We start from the raw sequence: 20,123 nt of genomic DNA on the forward strand, positions 1-20,123 counted from the left end.
GAAATTAACAGTTTCCAAAATAAACATAGGACAAACGGCATAATTTCATTCGGACACAGCAGGACAGAGCAGGTAAGTCTGTTTCTTTAATTCAGCCAAAAAAAATCCCAGATGAGCAATCGTTTTTTCAAGAAAATTGTCGGTGGCACCAACGAATTCGAGCGGACACCCGTCCCCGAGCAAAGTCTAAAGGGTAGTAGGAGTTTTTTGGGGATGTATGCAGGGGAGCATACCGCAGGGACTGAGTTTGTAATTGGGCCGCTCTTTGTCGCCCACGGCGTAAGTGCTGGTGACTTGGTATTTGGTCTTTTGATCGGCAATCTTCTAGCAGTGCTGAGCTGGGCGCTGATCACCGCACCTATTGCCACTGCCAAGCGAATGACGCTTTACTATCAGCTGGAGCGCATCGCAGGCAAAAACGTCGTCCGCTGGTACAATCTGGTCAACGCCCTGATGTTCTGTTTTCTGGCTGGGTCGATGATTGCAGTGTCCGCCACTGCTGTAGGCATTCCCTTTGATTTGGAGATGCCGACCCTTGCCGATTGGTTTCCCCGGACTGCAGGTTGGGTGGTGACGGTACTTCTCCTTGGTGCAGTGGTGACGCTGGTGGCGATACAGGGTTATTCCCAAGTGTCTAAGTTTGCCAATGTGATGTCGCCGTGGATGATTCTGATATTTTTCTCTGCTGCTATCGTGGGGTTGTCCCAGCTTGGGGTTGGCTCTGCCGAAAGCTTGGTGACGGTAGCGCGGGAGGTGATCTGGAATGGCGTGCCACTTCCAGGCATGTCCCGGTTTTCGGTTTGGCACGTGATCTTCTTTGCGTGGTTTTGCAATATGGCCATGCATATTGGCATGTCTGACCTAACTATTCTTCGGTATGCCAAGTCTTGGACCTCTGGTTTTGCTGTGTTTGCCGGAGTTTATCTAGGCCACTTTGTGGCTTGGATTGCTTCGGGTGTGCTATATGCCGTGTTTTTGCAGGCAAACTCCGGTTCGCAGGAATTTGCTCCCGGGCCTATTGCTTATCAGACGCTTGGTATAGCTGGTGCCGTCTGCGTGGTGATTGCGGGTTGGACCACGGCCAACCCCACGATTTACCGGGCTGGGTTGGCGCTACAGGGGATTTTCCCAAAAGTCGCTACATGGAAAATCACGGCGGTGGTGGGGGGAATCACCTCTCTTGCGGCATGTTTCCCGGCCTTGGTGATGAAGCTCTTGGATTTTGTAGCACTGTATGGCTTGCTACTCATGCCTATGGGAGCGGTGATCTTTGCTGATTTTTACTTTTCGGAGAAAATGGGCTTTCGATCAGAGGGAGCCTTAAGCTCCAAATCGGACTTTAGCCTGCCTGCCTTTCTGAGTTGGGTTTTGACTCTGGTATTTTGTCTCGGCCTCAACCTGTTTTACGGTGTGGAAATCTTCTTCCTCGGTCTGCCGGGTTGGTTTGTAGCGGTGGCTATTTTTGTAATTCTCTCCAAAGTGAAATATCCCATCGCCAAATCCCTTGCTGCATGAAAAACATCCTGAAAATTGTATCCTTTGCCGGCTTGGTGCTGTCCATCGTGCCGCCTGTTTTGCTTTTCCTTGGAAAACTGGAAATGGATCCTATGAAGCTTTGGATGGGTGTCGGGATGGTGGCGTGGATGGTGACGGCACCTTTTTGGATAAACAAAAGCAGTCAGCAGTCTCAGTAGGCAGTTGGTAGAAGCGGCTAGCTTTGCCTCGGTATGCTACAGATCGATGTTATATGGACAAAAACACTATTGTCCAATCACTCAATAACCATTAACCTATGTCAACTGATTTCCATCAAAAATCCGTTTCTCTTCTTTCTGAACAACTCGCAGAAAAAGGAATCGATATTCAGGAGCTTCTTTCCAAAATCTCCGCTTTTCAAATTGCTGTGCCCAGCTGGGCTTTGGGAGCCGGAGGCACACGTTTTGGACGCTTTTCAATCGGTGGAGAGCCGAGAAACCTAGAAGAGAAACTCGATGATATAGGCCTATTGGCCAGATTAACAAAGAAGACCGATGCGGTGTCCCTGCATATTCCCTGGGATATTCCCCAGGACGCCCAAGCCATTCGACAAAAAGCGGCCGAGCTGGGTATATCCTTTGACGCAATGAACAGCAATACCTTCCAGGACTACGGACAATCGCTCAGCTACAAGATGGGTTCTTTGAGCAATGCGAACGCCGCCATTCGTCAACAGGCGGTGGAGCATAATATCCAGGTGATTGAAATCGGAAAAAGTCTGGGCAGCAAAGGGCTGACCGTTTGGTTGGCGGACGGAAGCAATTTTCCTGGGCAGGCGCATTTTCGAAAGGCTCTACAATGGACAGAGGAATCCTTGAAATCCATCTACTCCAAGATGCCGGATGATTGGAAACTGTTGCTGGAGTATAAACCCTACGAACCCAATTTTTACCATACCGTAATTCCGGATTGGGGTACCTCCTCGTTCCTATGCAGGCAGCTGGGCGGTCGAGCCAAGGTGCTCGTGGACCTTGGCCACCACCTGCCCAATACCAATATCGAGCAGATCGTCGCCACCCTGATGCATCAGGGCATGTTGGCGGGATTTCACTTCAACGACAGCAAGTTTGGGGACGATGACTTGAGTACCGGTAGCATCAAGCCCTATCAGCTTTTCCTCATTTTCTGCGAGTTGGTCGGAGGAGCGGAGGAAAATGCCCAAGCTTGGGAGAGCATCTCTTGGATGATCGATGCCAGCCACAACACGAAGGATCCGATCGAGGACTTGATCCAAGCGCTAGAATCCATTGCTCAGGCCTATGCAAAGGCACTCCTGGTAGATCGTGCCAAGCTGGCCCAGTGCCAAGTAGAAGGTGATGTGGTAGGAGCGCAGGAAATTTTGCAGGATGCTTTTTTGACCGATGTCAGGGCTTTGGTCCGTGAAGCCAGAGTGAGGAGTGGAGGCGAGGATGATCCCTTGGCTTTTTACCGAAAGGAGAAGATCCGGGAAAAGCTAATCGCAAAGCGAGGCAAGAATTCTCAGGCGAGTGGGTTGTAACTCACTTATAAAGCTCATAGAAATTACCCGGAGTAATCACCTTAAAGCTTGAATTAGGATAGGTTTCGGAAAACTCTGCGGGGAACTTTCCTGGAGCTCCTTCTGCATACTTGAACTCAAAGCAGGTCAGATGTCCGTCTTTTTCCTCGATGTAGTCGATCTCTTTTTGGTCGTAGGTTCTCCAAAAGTAGGTATTGACAAACCTTCGGTGATTTTGGTTGAACTTGATCCGTTCGGTGATGCAGAAGTTTTCCCAAAGTCCTCCTACATCTGTTCGTAGATTCATTTGATTGAAGTTGCGGATCACTGCATTGCGGATTCCCACATCGTAGAAGTAGATTTTTTGGCTTTTGGCCAATTCCTTACGCAGGTTTCGGCTGAATGAATTCAGTCTGAAGATCACAAATGATTTTTCCAACAGCTCCAAGTATCGCTTGACCGTGTGCACATTCGTTCCGGTGATTTGCGCGAACTCATTAAGGGAAGACTCACTTCCCGTCTGCAAAGCTATGGCTGTCAAAAGCTTGAAAATCAATTCCGGTTTTTTGACTTGCTCAAATTGGAACAGGTCTTTGTACAGGTAGTTGGAAGAGATCTCTGAAAGTTCTTCGATTTTTTCATCCCCAACACTGTTGAACACCTGGGGGTAAAGTCCGAATCTCAGGAAATTGGGCAGATTGGCTTTGATCTGAATGGGATTGAGTGATTGGCCGATTTCCTCCAACGAAAAAGGAAGCAGGAGAAACTGACGTGATCTGCCGGTAAGAGGCTCGGAGACTATTCCCGAAAGTTCAAAACTGGAAGACCCCGTTGCAATGAATTGAACTTGCGGAAACGTGTCCACCAGTACTTTCAATACAAGACCGATATTGGCAATATGCTGAGCCTCATCAAAAATGATCAGCTCCCGATTTCCGATAAATTCTGTCAAAAGCCCGGAATTAGTCGTGGAAAGGGCGTCTTTGTATTCCTGAAGTTCACAATTAATGTATGCCGATTTATCAGGAAATTTCAAAAGCAGGTATTTCACTAAAGTGGTTTTCCCAGTTCTTCTGGCGCCATAGAGGATCAGGACTTTGCCTTTGAAAAGCTGATCTTCAAGTTGAGAGATAATGGTTCGGGGTACTTGCACTACGCTTCTAGCTTTTAATCCATGAATCTAACTTCATAAATTTAGCTAAATCTATGAAGTAAACTTCACAAATTTCTATGAATTTATGAAGTTGATGGCTTGGCAACGGTTAATTGGCGTTCTAATGGCCTACTTGAGTCCTCTCAAAACAATGGGCTTGCCGGTGGATTTTTCAATAGGAAGATTGGCTTTGTATCAATCAGCCATTCATATAGGAAGCGTAGAGTTTCTTGGTTTTTCAGGGTTCTCTCTCGCCAAGTTCCTAAATTCTGAGATATTCTCAGGCAAATGATAGAGTTCCATGTATTGAGTTTCATAGTGTAAAATTGGCGTCCAGTTTCCTTTTCTGACCGACGTCAGAGCTTTGGTGAGGGAAGTGCGCATCCAAAGCGGGGGAGAAGGGGATCCTTTGGCTTTCTACAGAAACGAAGAAATCCGGGAACAGCAGATTGCCAAGCGGGGGAAAGACGCGACAGCGAGTGGTTTGTAATATTTGAAACTTATCAGTCGACCAGATTTCCTTCTAATAGTAGCTGTAAATCCTTTTAAACCTTTGTGTGAAACCCCACTGAGGATAGAACTCCAATTCTTTGATCAATTGATCTTGGTCGTTGTAGAAATATTGGAATACATTTTCTTTGTCGTTCGGCATAGACCAGGTTTCCTTTGCCACCAGTCGGCCTTTAGAGTCGTAGCGGAAATAGTGCTCGAAAAGAGGTGTGCCTAATGAGCTTTGTACATGTAAGATCACTTGATCCTGATCATTATATGAGAATTCATCTACTTCCATATCTTGATTTTTGCCGTATTTTTTTGAGGTCAAAAGTCCCTTTTCATTGTAATAATGGGTGGTTATGGGTTCTTTTTTATCATTTAGGATCTGAAAGAGTTTGCCAGAGTCAGTATAGGAGTATGTAAGAGCTCCGCTAAGAGTGAATTCGCCATTTTTTAAGTTGAAGGATTTTTCTTCTGTTAGTCTATCAGCGGTGTAGTGATAGGTCGTTGCTCCTGTAGTGTCGCCTTCGGAAAAACCGAAAATTCCCCCGCTGTCTCCTCCTTCATAAATCCCAATAGTTAAAGCTATATCTCCACTTTGACTATAATAAAAGTCACTTCTGAAATGGAGCCCATTTTCATCAGACTGATATTGATCTCTTGATCGAAGCTTACCTGTTGGAGTAAAAAGTTGATCCTTCAGTAGGGTTCTGACCTCGTTCAAGTTCTCTGGTTCATTGATTGCGGGGTCCACACGTTGGTTGATTTCACACGAGCAAAGCCCTGAAAATAGCGAAAAGAAAAAGATGCTTAATTGTCTCATGGCAAGATGGTTGGGTTGTGAATTTAGTTTAACGTGTGCTGAAAACCAATGTTATAGTGTGGCTTGGGTTTAGTTTTTTGGTATTGGCTCTTCCAGTGTCGGACTTCTGGGCCGAATCGGTTATCTTCCTTTTTTCAAGACCCAAAAGACCATGAAAAAATCCTGTTGGTTTGCAATTCTTGTCTTGGCTGCTTGCTCCAGCCCAAAAATCCAGCAAGAAGCTGTTTCTAAATTCAATACCATCGGCTCCGTAGAGCGACTTGATTCTGCGATCAACGCCTTGATTCCGGCCGATGCCCAGATCGAAGTCTTGGCCTCCGGTTTTGAATGGGCGGAGGGGCCGCTGTGGCTGGAGGATCAGCAGGCCTTGATTTTTACGGATGTGCCTGCCAACAAAATCTGGAAATGGACCGAGAAGGACAGTCTGTCACTGTATTTGAGTCCATCTGGATATTTGGGTGATCGGATGGATAAGCACGAGCCAGGGGCCAATGGCTTGGCTTTGGACTCCTCCGGCAATCTTATCCTGTGCCAACATGGAGAAAGGCAAGTGGGTAAAATGCTGGCATCGCTTGATGCACCCAAATCCGAATTTGAAGCTTTGGCGACCGGCTATGAAGGCAAGCGCTTTAATAGCCCAAATGACCTCGTATTTAATTCTAGCGGTCAACTCTTTTTCACCGATCCTCCCTATGGAATGGATCCTTGGGATGAAAAGCAGCTGGATTTTCAGGGTGTCTATCGTCTGGATCAGGATGGCAAGGTCAGTCTTCTGGTGGATTCGCTAAGTCGGCCTAATGGAATAGCCTTGAGCCCCGACCAAAAGACGCTTTACATAGCCCAGTCTGATCCGGAGAAGGCGAGGTATTATGCATTTGGTTTGGATGAGAGTGGAAATGTGATTTCGGGAAAAGTCCTGTTTGACGCCTCTCCACTCCAGAGCGAATCCCGAAAGGGTCTTCCTGATGGATTAAAGGTTCATTCTAGCGGAACTCTCTTTGCTACCGGACCGGGCGGAGTTTTGGTGATTAGTCCTGAAGGAAAACTTCTGGGTACGATAATGACCGAAAACGGAACGGCAAATTGTGGGTTTGATATAGGTGAAAAATACCTATATATGACCGCTGATGCGTATTTGATGAGAATTGCTTTGAAGTGAGAAAGCTAAATTCAGAAAGCTAAAAGTTAGGAAGTATGGAAGCTAGGAGGTTGGAAAGTTGGGACTATGGATTATTGTCAGGCTGGGCGGAGTTAACGCCTTTATGAAATAAAGTTTAGCGTTGCGCTGCTTATCCTGAAGCAGCACATGGGTTTTAATTCCCTTTAAAGCTTTGGTAGTACCCAAGGCTCCCGATAGTCAGGCCATATCAACGCGTTGGCTGCCTTGTTTCCGACAAACTCGCGTTTTGCGTCGTCCCATAGCAGTTCTTCCGCCCCGACTCTAGCGGCTATGTTTGGGATATGAGCATGCAGAGCCGCTATTCTGCCTGCTTCAGGTGGACATACCGTTTGTTTCCGGGTTTTGATACAATCCACAAAGTTGGCTACGTGCAGATTATGGGACTCTTTGGTGCCTTCTAGTTTTTTGGCTTCGCATTTTGGGGCGTTGGCTGTTCCGTCCCACTCGGGATAGATTTCATAGCCGCCTCGGTTGACGACCAAGGTTCCCTTTTCTCCAACATAGGCTATCCCATAAGGCTTTTCGTAGGGGCCGGTTTGCAGCCCTCCGTTCATGTCATAGTTGATCAGAAAGTCTTTTTTGGAAAAAAGCACGTTCATCGTGTCAAACGTATCTCGATCTCGGTTTTCCGTATTAACGTTACGGGCATAGGTCAATACCCTGGATGGGGCAGATGGATTTTCTTCCACCCAAATCGCCATATCCAAAAGATGCACTCCCCAATCCGACATCAGTCCACCCCCGTAATCCCAAAAGTGCCTCCAGCTCCCGTGAAATCGGTTGGAATTGAAGTCCCGCTGGGGCGCGGGTCCCAGCCAAAAGCCATAATCGACACCTTTGGGCACGGCTGAGTTGGGTACTTTTTCATTTCCGAGTCCGTAGTTGAAGTTTGACCAAATGTTGACCTTACGAATTTTGCCCAAGTGGCCACTCTTGACCAAATCCCTTGATTCTATAAAAGCCTGTCCGGATCGTTGTTGCTGTCCCACTTGGATGACCCGGTCGAATCGCTTGCCGGCTTGCTGGATCAAGTCGCACTCGCCGATGCTGTTTGCCATGGGCTTTTCCACGTAGACGTCTTTGCCTGCTTGGCAAGCCGCAACCGCGATCAGGCAATGCCAATGGTCTGGCGTACCGATGATCACGGCATCGATGTCCTGGCGCTCCAAGACTTTTCTGAAATCTTGGAATCCCTCAGGACGTGTCCCGGTTGCCGCTTCGATTTCTCCAAGCTTTTCCTCCAGTACGTTCTGGTCCACGTCGCAAAGGGCGATGCAGCGCACATCCGGTAGTGCCAAATGGTGTTTGAGTATGCCAAAGCCCATGTTGCGGCATCCGATGAGCGCGACGCGTACTTGGTCGCTGGGGGCGATCCTGGCTCTAGCGGCAGCAATGTTTGGGCTGAGCCAAAGGCCGCCAATTAGCAGGGAGGAGGATTTCAGGAAGTTTCTGCGGTCGGTCATGGTTGTTTTGGGTTGGGCGATACAAAATAGCAAAAAAGAAGCAGCAGACACTCGGGAATAGGTGCAGAAGCCGTAACAGTGTTTATAATATGTGGAAATACCCCTCCTTTTTAGTGGAAAAATAGTGGAGAAGTAATTGGGGTGAAATTTGGAATCCTGCTGATAATCAGTCAACTTTAAACCTATCAAGTAAGAGATAAAAGGCCGACAATAGAATGTCGGGCGGTTAGTTGAAAGTTTGAAATCGGGTACAAAGGGGCACTTACCACCGGGTAAATGTCTGAGACGGGAAACCGCAGAAGTACAAAACAGATTGGCCCCAAAAGGGACATCCGATCGTATGAAAGGAGGCTTCAAATGAATCGTCACTAACTCAGGCAACTGAGGGATAGCCATAATAACTGTAGCTTGGATTGAGTTGGAGGCTATGGTTTCCAGTTCATTAAACGGGAAGGTTTCGCAAGAAATCCTTCCCGTTTCTGTTTTAGGTTCATTTTAGCCTAATCATCCTGCCTCTCCAGTCCGCCAGATATTGCTGCCTAAATCTGTTGACGGTTTTGGCACCAGGCATTCCATTTTCTGCCAATTCGCGGTTTTGGCAATCTGTCCAATAGTTTGGTCTGTCTTCTCTTTTACAAAATGACCCTCCCCAGCTTTCTCCCTCAGGATCGCTTGCCACGCCGTGTAGTAGATATAGCACACTTGGTGTATCACCCATTTTTATGTCCTGTTTTTTCTCAAAAAACAGGCTTCCGAGATAACCCGCTCCTTCGACAAATTCCTTGACAAAACTGGCATTGCCCCAAGGGGAGTCCTGAATTCCTCCCATATACATGCCACGAAAAGTAGTGTTGTTTTCTATCCACCAGAGGTCAGGATGATTGGCGTCAATGTAGTCTCTTGATTTTTGGTCCTGTTTGGTGTTCCAGGAGCCGATTGAATAAACACGGAGAAGAGGTTTGATTTCTGGATGAAAATGCAAGGCTTGGGCCAAATCCGTGATCGATCCCCAAACCAGAACGTATACCGGTTTTCCGTATTTGAGCACCTGACTCGCCAGGAAACCTGCGCCAGCGCTGATTCGGTCCGGGACATCGGATGCCTGAGGATCTACTTCGCCTTGTATCGAAATTGTCCTGAGGTAAGCTGCGCTGGGAAAGGAATCTGAAATTTTGGACAGTTTGGGAAAGTCGGCTTCGTAGGCCTCTATTACTTCCAGAATATCCGATTTCCGGCCTTTTCCGGGAGGGGAAGAAATAAGCCCCAAAATTTCAAACCGATCAGCATAAAGCAAAAAGTGAACTAAAGACTGAAAGTCATCGGGATCATCTCCGCCAATATCCGTTGAGATGATTACGGGCGTTCGTTCCTGTGAAAACGCGGTGTTGAAGAGGGCTATTCCAGCCAATATCAAGAATATCAAGAGCTGTTTCATGTCGTTTTCTTTCAAAAGGGCTTTATTAGTAGCTTCTTTCCAATTTCTGAAAAATTCCGATCCCGCGATGAACAGACTGCTATTCTTAATTCTTTTTGCGATTGGCGCATGCGGCCAAAAAACACCTAACAATGAATCGGATGCGAAACCGAACATTGTTTTTATCCTTGCCGACGATTTGGGCTATGGAGACTTGGGCTTTTTAGGACAACAATTCATAGAAACTCCCAATATTGATCGCTTGGCCAAGGAGGGGATGTTTTTCAGCAGACACTATTCCGGTTCGCCTGTCTGCGCTCCGTCCCGATCCACGCTCTTAACAGGCCTGCACACGGGACACACGCCGATTCGGGGAAATTCCGAGGTGCAGCCGGAGGGCCAATTGCCGCTGACAGACTCCGTCGAGACGCTCAGCAAGATCTTCCAAAGGGCTGGCTACGTGACGGGGGCCTTTGGCAAGTGGGGACTGGGGATGAATGGAACCTCTGGGGAACCGATCAATCAGGGTTTTGGGGAGTTTTATGGCTATCTCTGCCAGCGCTACGCGCACCGCTACTACCCCGCATACCTTTGGGAAAATGGGCAAAAAGTGGATTTGCCCGGAAACGATTGGACCAAAAAATCCACCTATGCGCCGGATCTGATCCAGGCCAAGACTTTGGAATTTATCGAAAAAAACAAGGAGAAACCCTTTTTCCTCTTTATGCCCATCGTGATGCCGCATGCCGAGCTAGCTGCGCCAGACGATGAGCTTTTCAAGAAGTATAAGGCCAAGTTTGGCGAGGAAAAGCCACATGTGGCGCCTCAGGGCGGAGATTATGGGCCGGAGATGCGGATTTCCGCGTACCAATCAGAAGCCAACCCCCATGCGGCATTCGCTGCAATGGTGGAACGAACCGACCGATTTGTCGGAGAAGTAGTGAAGAAATTGGAGGAGCTAGGCTTGGCAGAAAATACGCTAATCGTGTTCACCTCCGACAACGGCGCCCACCGTGAAGGCGGAGCGGATCCGGATTTTTTTGATTCCAACGGCCCATTTCGTGGCTACAAAAGAGATCTCTATGAAGGAGGCATCCACGTGCCGATGATCGTGAAGTGGCCGGCCAAGGTGAAGGCTGGAAGCAGCTCGGATCAGGTCTCAGCATTCTGGGACTGGCTGCCGACATTCGCCGATATTCTTGGCGAGCCAGAGCCAGCCGAAATAGACGGAATTTCTCTTTTGCCCAGTCTGCTGGGTGAGAGTTCCCAAGCCCACCACGACTACATGTACTGGGAGTTTCACGAACTAGGCGGTAGACAGGCTGTTCTACAGGGCAATTGGAAGCTGGTCAAATACCAAGTGAAAGACTCGACAAAGACTACTTTGGAGCTTTTTGATTTGGCCAAGGATCCGGGAGAGCTGTCTGATTTGGCGGCGCAAAATCCCGGAAAAGTGAAAGAATTGGAGGCCCTTATCGGACAATCCCACTTGCCCAATAAGGTATTTAGCCTTTTTGACCAATAAAAACGGGGGCCTTTGGCCCCCGTTCCCTTACCCAATCATTTACTTATTACCCTATAAGTACAGTGAAATTATTTCTTCCCCCAGTCCAAACTGTCCTTGTCTGACCTGCTTTTTTGATTTTTCCAGTTTAAGGCGACAATAGACCAATCCTCCGTGCTGTCGCTGAATTTATGGATAACTTCAAATCCTACCCGCTGGTGGGCTTTGATCGAGCGTATGTTAGAGTCAGCAATCTCTGTGATCGCAAAGTCGAAGCGGGTCGAGAAAAAATCCACATAGGCCTCGTACATCCTGTCAAAGATACCCCGCCCGCGATAGTCTTTGCTGACGCAGATCTGGCCGATCACGAGATAGTTGTACGACGCGACGTTGTTTCCCGCGAATTCCAAGCGTTCAAACTGCTGGAACATCGGGATGAGTACTGGGATGAGATCCTTGGAAGCCTTGGTCATCGCCAGGATATAGCCCACGACTTTTTCGCCGTCTTTGGCGATGAGATGCGGGGCGATTGCATTCATCTCAGCCAACTGCTCAAAGGAATGGTTTACAGTGACAAAGCCCTGGGCTGCCTTTTCGGCTTGGGAGATGTTTTGTGGGAGATTTTCCTTTTGGAGGCTCAGGATGCCGAGCAGCTCTCGTTCTGTTTCCGCAGGTTTGAAATGGATCATTGACGTGAAATTTTGCGAATCTAGTCCAAACCCGCTTTTATTTCCATACTTTTTCCTGACAAAAGCTTTTGACGTACGGGAGCGTATTCATCCTGAATTTTCTTAGTTTTAAAGTTGCCAACCCAACAAAAACACATGAATTTTAATAAGTATTACTTCGGAATCTGGTTCTTTCTCTTTGCGCTGTTTGCCTATTGGCAGTTTAATGATCCCGACCCGGAAGTTTGGGTGAGCATCTACGGAGCAGCGATGGTTTTTTGCTTGCTTGGTTTTCGTGGTATTTTTCCAAAAATCCCTCTTACGTTGGTGATTGTCCTCTGCTTGGCAGGTGCAGTTTACTTCTTTCCCGGAGGGATAGGCGACTGGGTTTCCCAAGAGTGGGCCCAAAAAGATCTGACCATGAAGACGCCAGAAATGGAGGAGAATCGGGAGACTTTTGGACTTTTGATTATTGCATTGGCATTGAGTCCAGCCTTATATAAAGCCTGGAAAAAATAAGTTAAACACACAACAAACCCATTAACCTTATGAAAAAACTACTTCTGTTTCTGATTGCCATGACTATTGGTTTAGGGGCCTTTGCCCAGCTGCCCAAAGTATCCAAGTCCAAGTATTTTGAAATCCGGAAATATTATGCCCATCCGGGCAAACTTCCAGATTTGCTGAAGCGATTTGAAAACCATACCATGAAGCTCTTTGAAAAGGCTGGAATGGAGAATATCATCTACCTCATTCCGGAGGAAAACACAGACAATTCCATGACCTATATCTTGGGTTACCCTGATGCAGCAGCGCGGGATAAGATGTGGGATTCTTTTATGAATGACCCGGAATGGAAGAAAGCCTACGAGGAATCCCACGTAAATGGTCCTCTTGTGGCGAAAGTAGAACAGACCTTTATGACTTTGGCTCCTGAGCTAAATGATACACCCATACCCACGGGCAGTGGGATTATCCAGATGAGAACTTATCATTGCTTCCCCGGCAAAATCGAAAACATTCAGGCGAGGTTCCGGGACCATACACGTGCACTTTTTGAAAAGCAAGGCTTGAAAAACTATCCCTATTGGCTGACCGTGGAGAAAGACGGAAGCCAGCCTAAGTTAGTTTACCTTTTAGGACATGAGGATCGTGCAGCTTTTGACAAGGCTTTTGAAAACTTCCGAAATGATCCGGAATGGATCAAGGCGAGGGATGCCTCTGAAGCATCCGGCAAAATCGTCGAGAAAGTGGATGCAGTTTACTTTACACCTTGGGCTTTTTCCCCAATGAAATAGCAAGTGATTGATGGCTTAAACATCGAAGGCGGGCTTAAGAGCCCGCCTTTTTTACTTCAATCCAAATCCACGTTATAAAGCTTTTCCAGTTGCTTTTGATTGACTGAGGCGGGTGTGACTCTAAAGGCGAAGTTTCTGAGCCAAATGCCAATAGGGTTTTCCAATTGCGCGACTTTTCCCAAGGTCCAAGACTGGATGACGATCTGCCGAGTGCGCGTCAGCCTTCTTTTTTCAAAGTCCAAAAAGGCTGTTGAGGTTGAGGGATTCTTTTTCAAGCAAGCCATTAGGACGGCCGCATCCTCCAAGGCCATGCAGGCGCCTTGGCCCATGTTTGGCGTGGTCGCATGCGCGGCATCGCCGATCAGAAGAATGTCTTCAAAGGCAAATCGCGAAAGCGGAGGTAGATCCAGGATGTCATTCCAGATGATTGGCGCGTAGGTCGCTTTCAGGACCTCGGATATCGACGAGTGAAAATCCCCAAAAATCTCTAGGATGTCTTCTTTTTTGAAGTTCTTCTTGTCCGAGTCGGCGTGAGGGGCATTGACACAGGCAAACCAATAAATTTGCTTATTTCTCAACGGAACGATTCCAATGCGTCCTTTTCTTCCCCAGGTTTCGAAGGTTTCATCGATGTGAAGTTGTCCATTGTCGGCAATTCCCCTCCAACAGGTATAGCCGGCAAAACGGGGATTGGTATCGGGGAGCAGTTGCTTGCGGATGGGAGAATGGATTCCTTCTGCCACGATCAGATGGGAGGCCGATATCTCAGAGCCATCTTCGAAAAACACGGTATATCGCTTGGGTCCCTTGACAAAGCGCTTGGATCTTTTTCCTGTTAGAAGCTTCTTTTCTTCCAAAAAAGAAAGCAAAGCAGCGTGAAGATCCGCTCGGTGGATGGTGAAGTTGCCATAGTCGGGATTGTGTGCGTGGGTTTTGCTGATCAGCTTTCCTTTGTCGTCATAGATACTGAAGTCCGCCAATCGGCTTCCTTTGGGTATGACTGCGTCTGCCGCTCCGATCTTGGAAAGCGCCTTCATCGCATTGGCGGCGAGAGCGATTCCCGCACCGACAGGTCGGAAGGCTTCAGAGGCCTCCGCTACAAGGAAATCTTTGCCGATTTTTTGCAAAGCGATCGCGGTGGCGAGGCCGGCGATTCCTCCGCCGAGGATCAAAAATTCAGTGTCTGGCTTCATGTTGAAGTGATGTTACGGCCTTGAATTTGGGAGAAAAGTTCTGCCAATAAAATAGCCATCCCGAATGGTTTCAGGATGGCTATTGCAGGAAGGTACATTAATCTTTACTTGGCGTTGAAGGTAATGCCCATCAGAATGAACGTACCTAGTTCAGCACCTTTCGCATCGCTGATAAAGTATAGTTTGTGCTTTTTGCCATCGCTTGCGCCAGTGATCTGGAGTTGAGCTTGGTGCATTTTAATCGGCATTCCCGGAGCGGCAAAACCCTCGCTTGGCTGCTGGGTTCCTGAGCCAACCACCGTTCCGGTTGGGCTATCCAGTCGGACTTCGAAATCCACGGGAACTTTGATCGGCTCTTGAGAGGCGGTCATCAAAGTCACGGAGCCGATTCCAGTCAAGTCGATGGCAGGCAAAGCGAAGGAGCCTTGAGTAGCCGGAACCATCAGCAGGTGACGTCCATCATATACCATTTTGGTGTACACTTCAAATTCGCCCGCTTGCGCCAAATCCACGGTATTGGATTTCAATACCAAGGAGTTTGCACCGGTCAACGGCTTGATGGCTTCACCACCCTTATCGGTGTAAGTTGCCGAAATCACCAATGCTCCGGTTGGGGAAGGGGTTTTACCCAAAGTGGCATCCAAGGTGCCTTTCGCGGGCAGGCTTGGTTTAGCATCCGCCCCTAACGACAGGACATAGCTCACGAGGGCGTTGGCGTCGGTCGTATTCAGGTCTGGGTTGGCAGGCATAGCTGTTTCACCCCAAACGCCACTTCCGCCGTTTTTGATTTTGTTCAAAAGGTAGTCGCGGTCTCGTTCTCGGTATTTTTTGGCGACTTCTGCAAAGGAAGGCCCGATAGACGCTTCGTTTTCCTTGTGACAGGTCTTGCAGGTCATCGATTGGAATAGAGATTTGCCCGTCATGGCTTCACTCATAACCTTGTGGCCCATATCCGCTTCGGCCAAATCCACTCCGGAAATATAGTCTGCGGAGACAAACATAGAACTCAAATCCACGGCTGCAGCCGGATCATCTGGATCAGTTGCAGACACGGAATAGGTTACTTTCTTACCAGGGAAATAGAATGATTGGTTGCCTTCAATAGCGATCTGAACTTCAGGAGCGGTATTTCCAGAATACACACTTACAGGAAGGCTGGATCCGGAAAGTCCAGCTGGGTCATTCGCAACTACAGTCACTTCAAAGTCGCCCACTGTATTGAAGGTGTGTGTCAAAGTTGGCTCGTTGCTGGTTTTGGTTTCACCTTTTCCAAGATTCCATGTGTAGGTCAGCGGATCTTTTTCGGGATCGCTTGCGGTCGCCGTGAAAGTCACCGTCAATGGATTTTTGCCGGAGGTCTTGTCCACTTTCAGCTCAGAGACCACAGGTGCCCTGTTGCCGCCATTGTAGTCAATTCGAAAGAGTCCCGCATCTGTGTTTTTGCTAAACCAGCCGTTTCCGTATTCCAGGATGTAGATTTTGCCGTCAGGCCCCATTTCCATGTCCATCATCGCATTGAACTTAGTACCTGGCATGAACGGTTCCATTTTGGAGAAAGACCCATCCGAATTCATCGTGACGACTTTGATCCAGCCTCTGATCCATTCGTAAATGAATAGTTTGCCATCAAAATAGTCTGGCATTCTCGTTTCTGCCGGGTACATGTCTGAGTAGTATATCGGGCCAGCCATGGCGTTTCTTCCCCCTTGTCCCACGGATGGGAAGTCGGGAGAAGCTGCGTAAGGATACCAGATAAATGCAGGCTCTACCGGAGGCAATTTCTTCAAACCAGTGTTGTTGGGCGAGTTGTTTGCAGGTCCAGCTGGATCAAAAGCAGGCCCTGTTTGGCCAGTTTCATAATTGAATTCACGGTAGGCGTAGTTTTTACCGATTGTGTATGGCCATCCGAAATGTCCCGCTTTTTGGGCCTGGTTCACTTCGTCATAACCTCTTGGACCTTTGACATCCAGAGAGTCGTTGTTTGCATCGGGACCAACTTCACCCCAATACAAGAATCCGGTTTTTTGATCTACAGAGATTCTGTACGGGTTTCGGAGGCCCTGAACAAAAATTTCTGGCCGAGTTCCTTCTGTTCCTTGAGGATAAAGGTTGCCTTCAGGAATCGAATAGCTTCCGTCTTCAGCCACTTTGATTCTGAGGATTTTTCCTCTGAGATCATTCGAGTTTCCAGAGCTTCTTCTTGCATCCCACTGTTTGTTGCCATCTCTTCCGTCCAATGGAGCGTAGCCGTTGAGTGTATAAGGTGTGTTCGGCTGGTTGAATGGTGTGGAGTTGTCACCCGTGGAGAGGAATAGATTTCCATTAGCATCAAAAGCGATGGATCCCCCGGTGTGACAACAGATGTTTCGCTGAGAATACAGTTCCAAAATCACTTTTTCGGAGGACATATCCCAAACGCCGTCTTTGAAGACAAATCGGGAAAGACGGTTGATCTCCTGATCTCCCGCGGGCGAGTAGTATACGAATACAAAGTTGTTTTGCGCATAGTTAGGGTCTTTTTGCAGTCCCATTACTCCTTCTTCCGCATTGACGCCTTTTACTTCCGCTTTCCAATACACGTCGAGTTTGGCTACCTCTTTCAGCTCGCCGTTTGCTTCGCTATAGTGTAGGATTTCCCCTCTTCTTTGGGCTACCAAAATGTCCAGATTCGGTAATACTGTCATTTCGGTAGGCTCGGTAAACTGACCTACAGAAAGCGTGGTTTTCGTAAAGCGGTTTTCTTCCGGTACACGCTTGGATTTTGCCTTGGAGTAGTCCAGTATCGCATTGTCGCCCATGGCGTACTGAATGCCGGCTAGTAGATGCTTGAGGTAATTTTCTTCTTCGAAAGACTCCTTGGTATGGCCGCCGCCGGTGTAGTAGGCGCGACCCCCGTCATAGTCATGGTACCAGGCAATAGGGTGTTCGCCCATGTCGTAGCCACCTTGGTAGGAAGCCTCGTCCAGCATCAGGAGTTTTTTGGTGTCTGGATTGATGTTTTTGTAGCTATACCACTCGTCGGTTCTTTCCCAAGATTCTGGGAGGAAATCTACTGAGGGATGTTTTTCTCCGGTTTTGGTGACTTTTCCGGCTTGTACGTTTGGATGTGGATCATTGATGCCGGGATGGTCGATGAAGTATCCCCCGACCAATTTTCCATACCAACCCCACTCATATTCGGTGTCGGCAGCGGCGTGGATTCCCACAAATCCGCCACCCGACTGGATGTATCGCTCAAAATCAGCTTCCTGATATTGGTCCAGGACGTTGGCAGTGGTACTTAGGAAAATCACCGCTGCATATTGGGCGAGATTTTCCTCATTGATGTTTTCAGCATTTTTGGTGGTGTCCACCTCAAAACCGTTTTCGGTTCCCAGCTTTTGGATAGCGGCGATGCCAGCAGGGATGGATTCATGGTAATATCCGGCTGTTTTGCTGAATACCAGTACTTTGGGGTTTCCTTCCCGCTTTTTGGTACAAGCGGAAAATCCCAGTCCGATCAGCAGCAGCAGGAGAAGTAGGCTACGTAGGTTTTTGGGTAAATTCATATAGGTGTAAATTTTTTGGAAAATAGGGAAAAATAAAGACACTGTAATAAGTGCCTGTATTTCTAGGTGTTTTAAGTATGGGATTTGGTCATTTGGTATCGGCAGGTTCTTTCAGGATGGATGCCCCCGAGCCGATCTGCACTGGGATAAAATCCGGGACTATACCGAATCGTGCCGAGTAAGCGGAAGAGATCCGGCTTTCAAAATCCATGATCCGGCTACTTTTGACTAGATTGATCGTGCAGCCACCAAAGCCGCCACCCATCATGCGTGAACCGATGACGTCCGTGATCTCCCAGGATTTTTCCGCTAGAAAATCCAACTCTGGGCAGCTTACCTCATAGTCTTTGCTTAGGCTTAGGTGGGAGGCTTTCAGCAATTCTCCAAACAAAGACAGGTTGCCCAACTTCAATGCTGCGGCAGCCTCATGGACCCGTTCACACTCGGTGATAAGATGCTTGGCTTTTGGGTAGAGTTCGGCGGAAAGTAGGGTCTCGACTTTCTCCATATCGGCAGAAGGAATATCCCTCAGCGTGACGATTCCCGGAAAATGCGCAGAAAGTAGCCTGACGCTTTCTTCACAAGCTTCGCGGCGTTTGTTATAGGCCGTATCGGCAAGGGAGTGCTTGACTTTGGAATTGACCAGGATGAGTGAGTAGTCACCGAATTCCGCAGGGATTTCTTCGTGGGTATTGCTTCTGCAGTCTAGCAAAAGAGCTTTTCCTTTGGCGCCAAAGGCTGATGCATAGGGATCCATGATGCCGCATTTGACACCTGCGAAGAGGTGTTCGGACTTCTGGCCATACAGGGCGATGGATTTTTTTGGGATTTCAAACCCAAAGAGCCCCGAAATTGCCGTGCCTATGGCTACCGATAGCGCTGCCGAGGAGGACAAGCCGGAGCCGACTGGGATATTTCCGCCAAAAACCATGTCAAAACCGGATACTGAATAGCCTGCCTGATTGAGTAGCGCAACCATTCCCATGACATAGGTAGCCCAGTGGCCCTTTTTCGGGGAAAGCGTATCCAGTTCAAATGTGAATTCCTGGTCAAAATCCAGGGAATAAAGGCGGCAGCTTTTCAGACCGTTTTTCTGGATAGCGACCCATATTCCCTGTTTGACTGCTGCGGGAAATACAAAACCTTCCTGGTAGTCGGTATGCTCTCCAATCAGGTTGATGCGCCCGGGGGCAAAAGAAATTAGGGGAGACGACTCAAATAGATTCCGGAAAGTGGTTTGGATTGGGTTGATCATGGGTTTGGCTGATGTTGTAGGTTGTGGCAGAGAGTCGATAACATGACAATAACCGATAACCTATGACTTTCAAAAATGCTGGGAAGACCTACGCGGTACCAGGGTAGTCTCCAAGACGATGGAGATGGGATCCTCAGAAGCTATCCCATCCAGCTGATCCAATAGGTGGCTCACCGCCAATTTTCCCATTTCGTAACCCGGCTGAGCTACGGTAGTGAGTGGGGGTTCCACGACCGCAGAAGTCGGGTTGTTGGTAAATCCCGCCAAGGCGATGTCTTCTGGGATTTTGATGCCCAAAGCTTTCCATTCGGTGAGCACGTCTACCGCAACAGGATCAATCATGCAAAATACCGCATCAGGTCTAGGCTGCATCTCGGTGATTTCCCGCGCGATATTGATGTTGCCCTCTGTAGTTAGGTCACTTACTTTTATCAGGGCATTGTCAAGATCGATTCCGAATTCGGATAAGGCCTTGAGGTAGCCCTCTTTTCTTTTCTTTGAAATATAGAGGTCTTCGGGGCCGGAGACATAGACGATTTTTCTGGATCCATTTTCCAAGAGATGTTTCACCACCTGATGAGCTCCTCCCGCGTCGTTGAAAGTGACCTTGGAAACTGGGATTTCCTCATGAACCCGGTCGAAAAGCACGAAGTTGATTTCCCTGTTGTAAAGTTCGTACAAGTGGTCATATTGGTTTGTCTCGCGGCTCAGCGAGATAAGCAGGCCGTCAACCTGGCTGGATACGAGGGTGCGGATGTTGGCCTTTTCCTGTTCCAAGGACTCGTTGGACTGACAGATCATCACGTTGTAGCCGCGCTTGTTGGCGGCGTCTTGGATACCACTGATACAAGACGCAAAAAAATGGGAAGTGATCTCGGGCACAATGACGCCGAGTGTCTTGGATCTTGAGATGCGAAGGCTCTGGGCGAGGAGATTGGGCTGGTAGTTCATCTCCTTGGCCATTTCCACGATCTTCCTCTTAGTTTCAGGATGCAATTCCGGAGAGTCCTTCAGAGCTCTGGAGATAGTGGAAACCGATACGCCAAGTTTTTTGGCGATTTCCTTCATCGTGATTTGATGGCCTTTTTTCATGGTTTTTTGGGTATCCTATTCTCA

16 protein-coding genes are annotated in these 20,123 nt (G+C 48.1%); 7 read left to right on the plus strand and 9 right to left on the minus strand.

Annotated elements, in window-relative coordinates; translation table 11 throughout:
• Positions 1-111 precede the first annotated feature (111 nt).
• The 3 genes from J0A67_RS20540 to J0A67_RS20550 all read left to right on the plus strand — a co-directional run bounded on the left by J0A67_RS20540 (position 112) and on the right by J0A67_RS20550 (position 3,034).
• Complete coding sequence (locus J0A67_RS20540; protein WP_206571268.1) at positions 112-1,515, plus strand: purine-cytosine permease family protein; 1,404 nt, start codon at positions 112-114, stop codon at positions 1,513-1,515.
• Entirely contained in the window at positions 1,512-1,694 is a 183-nt protein-coding gene (locus J0A67_RS20545) for a hypothetical protein (protein ID WP_206571269.1), read from the plus strand. The genes J0A67_RS20540 and J0A67_RS20545 overlap by 4 nt, the downstream gene beginning before the upstream one ends.
• Before the next feature lie 98 nt (positions 1,695-1,792).
• Positions 1,793-3,034, plus strand: coding sequence for a sugar isomerase (locus J0A67_RS20550; RefSeq protein ID WP_206571270.1), 1,242 nt, complete (start codon positions 1,793-1,795; stop codon positions 3,032-3,034).
• Between the two features lies 1 nt (position 3,035).
• Here J0A67_RS20550 and J0A67_RS20555 read toward each other — a convergent pair whose 3' ends face one another.
• The gene (locus tag J0A67_RS20555) at positions 3,036-4,166 is read right to left on the minus strand and encodes an ATP-binding protein (RefSeq protein ID WP_206571271.1); all 1,131 of its coding nucleotides are present in this window, start codon (positions 4,164-4,166) and stop codon (positions 3,036-3,038) included.
• Between the two features lie 523 nt (positions 4,167-4,689).
• Positions 4,690-5,484 (minus strand): hypothetical protein, encoded by a 795-nt coding sequence (locus J0A67_RS20560; protein WP_206571272.1) that lies wholly within the window; start codon positions 5,482-5,484, stop codon positions 4,690-4,692.
• A gap of 151 nt (positions 5,485-5,635) precedes the next feature.
• On the opposite strand from J0A67_RS20560, the gene J0A67_RS20565 reads away from it, so the two are divergent.
• Complete coding sequence (locus J0A67_RS20565) at positions 5,636-6,643, plus strand: SMP-30/gluconolactonase/LRE family protein (protein ID WP_206571273.1); 1,008 nt, start codon at positions 5,636-5,638, stop codon at positions 6,641-6,643.
• 164 nt (positions 6,644-6,807) lie between these two features.
• On the opposite strand, the gene J0A67_RS20570 is transcribed toward J0A67_RS20565, so the two are convergent.
• Positions 6,808-8,127, minus strand: coding sequence for a Gfo/Idh/MocA family protein (locus J0A67_RS20570; protein ID WP_206571274.1), 1,320 nt, complete (start codon positions 8,125-8,127; stop codon positions 6,808-6,810).
• Between the two features lie 490 nt (positions 8,128-8,617).
• Positions 8,618-9,562, minus strand: coding sequence for a DUF1593 domain-containing protein (locus J0A67_RS20575; protein ID WP_206571275.1), 945 nt, complete (start codon positions 9,560-9,562; stop codon positions 8,618-8,620).
• A 67-nt stretch (positions 9,563-9,629) separates the two neighbouring features.
• Between J0A67_RS20575 and J0A67_RS20580 the strand changes: the two genes are divergently transcribed.
• Positions 9,630-11,066, plus strand: a complete 1,437-nt coding sequence (locus J0A67_RS20580) for an arylsulfatase (RefSeq protein WP_206571276.1) — start codon at positions 9,630-9,632, stop codon at positions 11,064-11,066.
• Between the two features lie 68 nt (positions 11,067-11,134).
• Here J0A67_RS20580 and J0A67_RS20585 read toward each other — a convergent pair whose 3' ends face one another.
• Entirely contained in the window at positions 11,135-11,734 is a 600-nt protein-coding gene (locus J0A67_RS20585) for a GNAT family N-acetyltransferase (RefSeq protein ID WP_206571277.1), read from the minus strand.
• 135 nt (positions 11,735-11,869) lie between these two features.
• Here J0A67_RS20585 and J0A67_RS20590 point away from each other — a divergent pair, with 135 nt between their 5' ends.
• A complete protein-coding gene (locus J0A67_RS20590) occupies positions 11,870-12,232 on the plus strand; it encodes a transmembrane 220 family protein (RefSeq protein ID WP_206571278.1) in 363 nt (120 codons plus the stop codon).
• A 29-nt stretch (positions 12,233-12,261) separates the two neighbouring features.
• On the plus strand, positions 12,262-13,011 hold the full coding sequence (locus J0A67_RS20595) for an NIPSNAP family protein (RefSeq protein ID WP_206571279.1): 750 nt from the start codon (positions 12,262-12,264) through the stop codon (positions 13,009-13,011).
• Between the two features lie 56 nt (positions 13,012-13,067).
• On the opposite strand, the gene J0A67_RS20600 is transcribed toward J0A67_RS20595, so the two are convergent.
• The 4 genes from J0A67_RS20600 to J0A67_RS20615 all read right to left on the minus strand — a co-directional run bounded on the left by J0A67_RS20600 (position 13,068) and on the right by J0A67_RS20615 (position 20,099).
• Positions 13,068-14,204: an FAD-dependent monooxygenase gene (locus tag J0A67_RS20600; protein ID WP_206571280.1), complete on the minus strand. Its 1,137-nt coding sequence runs from the start codon at positions 14,202-14,204 to the stop codon at positions 13,068-13,070.
• Between the two features lie 104 nt (positions 14,205-14,308).
• Positions 14,309-17,752 carry a ThuA domain-containing protein gene (locus J0A67_RS20605; protein ID WP_206571281.1) on the minus strand — a complete coding sequence of 1,148 codons (3,444 nt, stop codon included), beginning with the start codon at positions 17,750-17,752 and terminating at the stop codon, positions 14,309-14,311.
• 88 nt (positions 17,753-17,840) lie between these two features.
• Complete coding sequence (gene galK / locus J0A67_RS20610; RefSeq protein ID WP_206571282.1) at positions 17,841-19,007, minus strand: galactokinase; 1,167 nt, start codon at positions 19,005-19,007, stop codon at positions 17,841-17,843.
• Between the two features lie 69 nt (positions 19,008-19,076).
• A complete protein-coding gene (locus J0A67_RS20615) occupies positions 19,077-20,099 on the minus strand; it encodes a LacI family DNA-binding transcriptional regulator (RefSeq protein WP_206571283.1) in 1,023 nt (340 codons plus the stop codon).
• Positions 20,100-20,123: the final 24 nt, after the last annotated feature.

The sequence above is a fragment of the Algoriphagus aestuariicola genome (assembly GCF_017254835.1).
GTDB classification, from domain to species: domain Bacteria; phylum Bacteroidota; class Bacteroidia; order Cytophagales; family Cyclobacteriaceae; genus Algoriphagus; species Algoriphagus aestuariicola.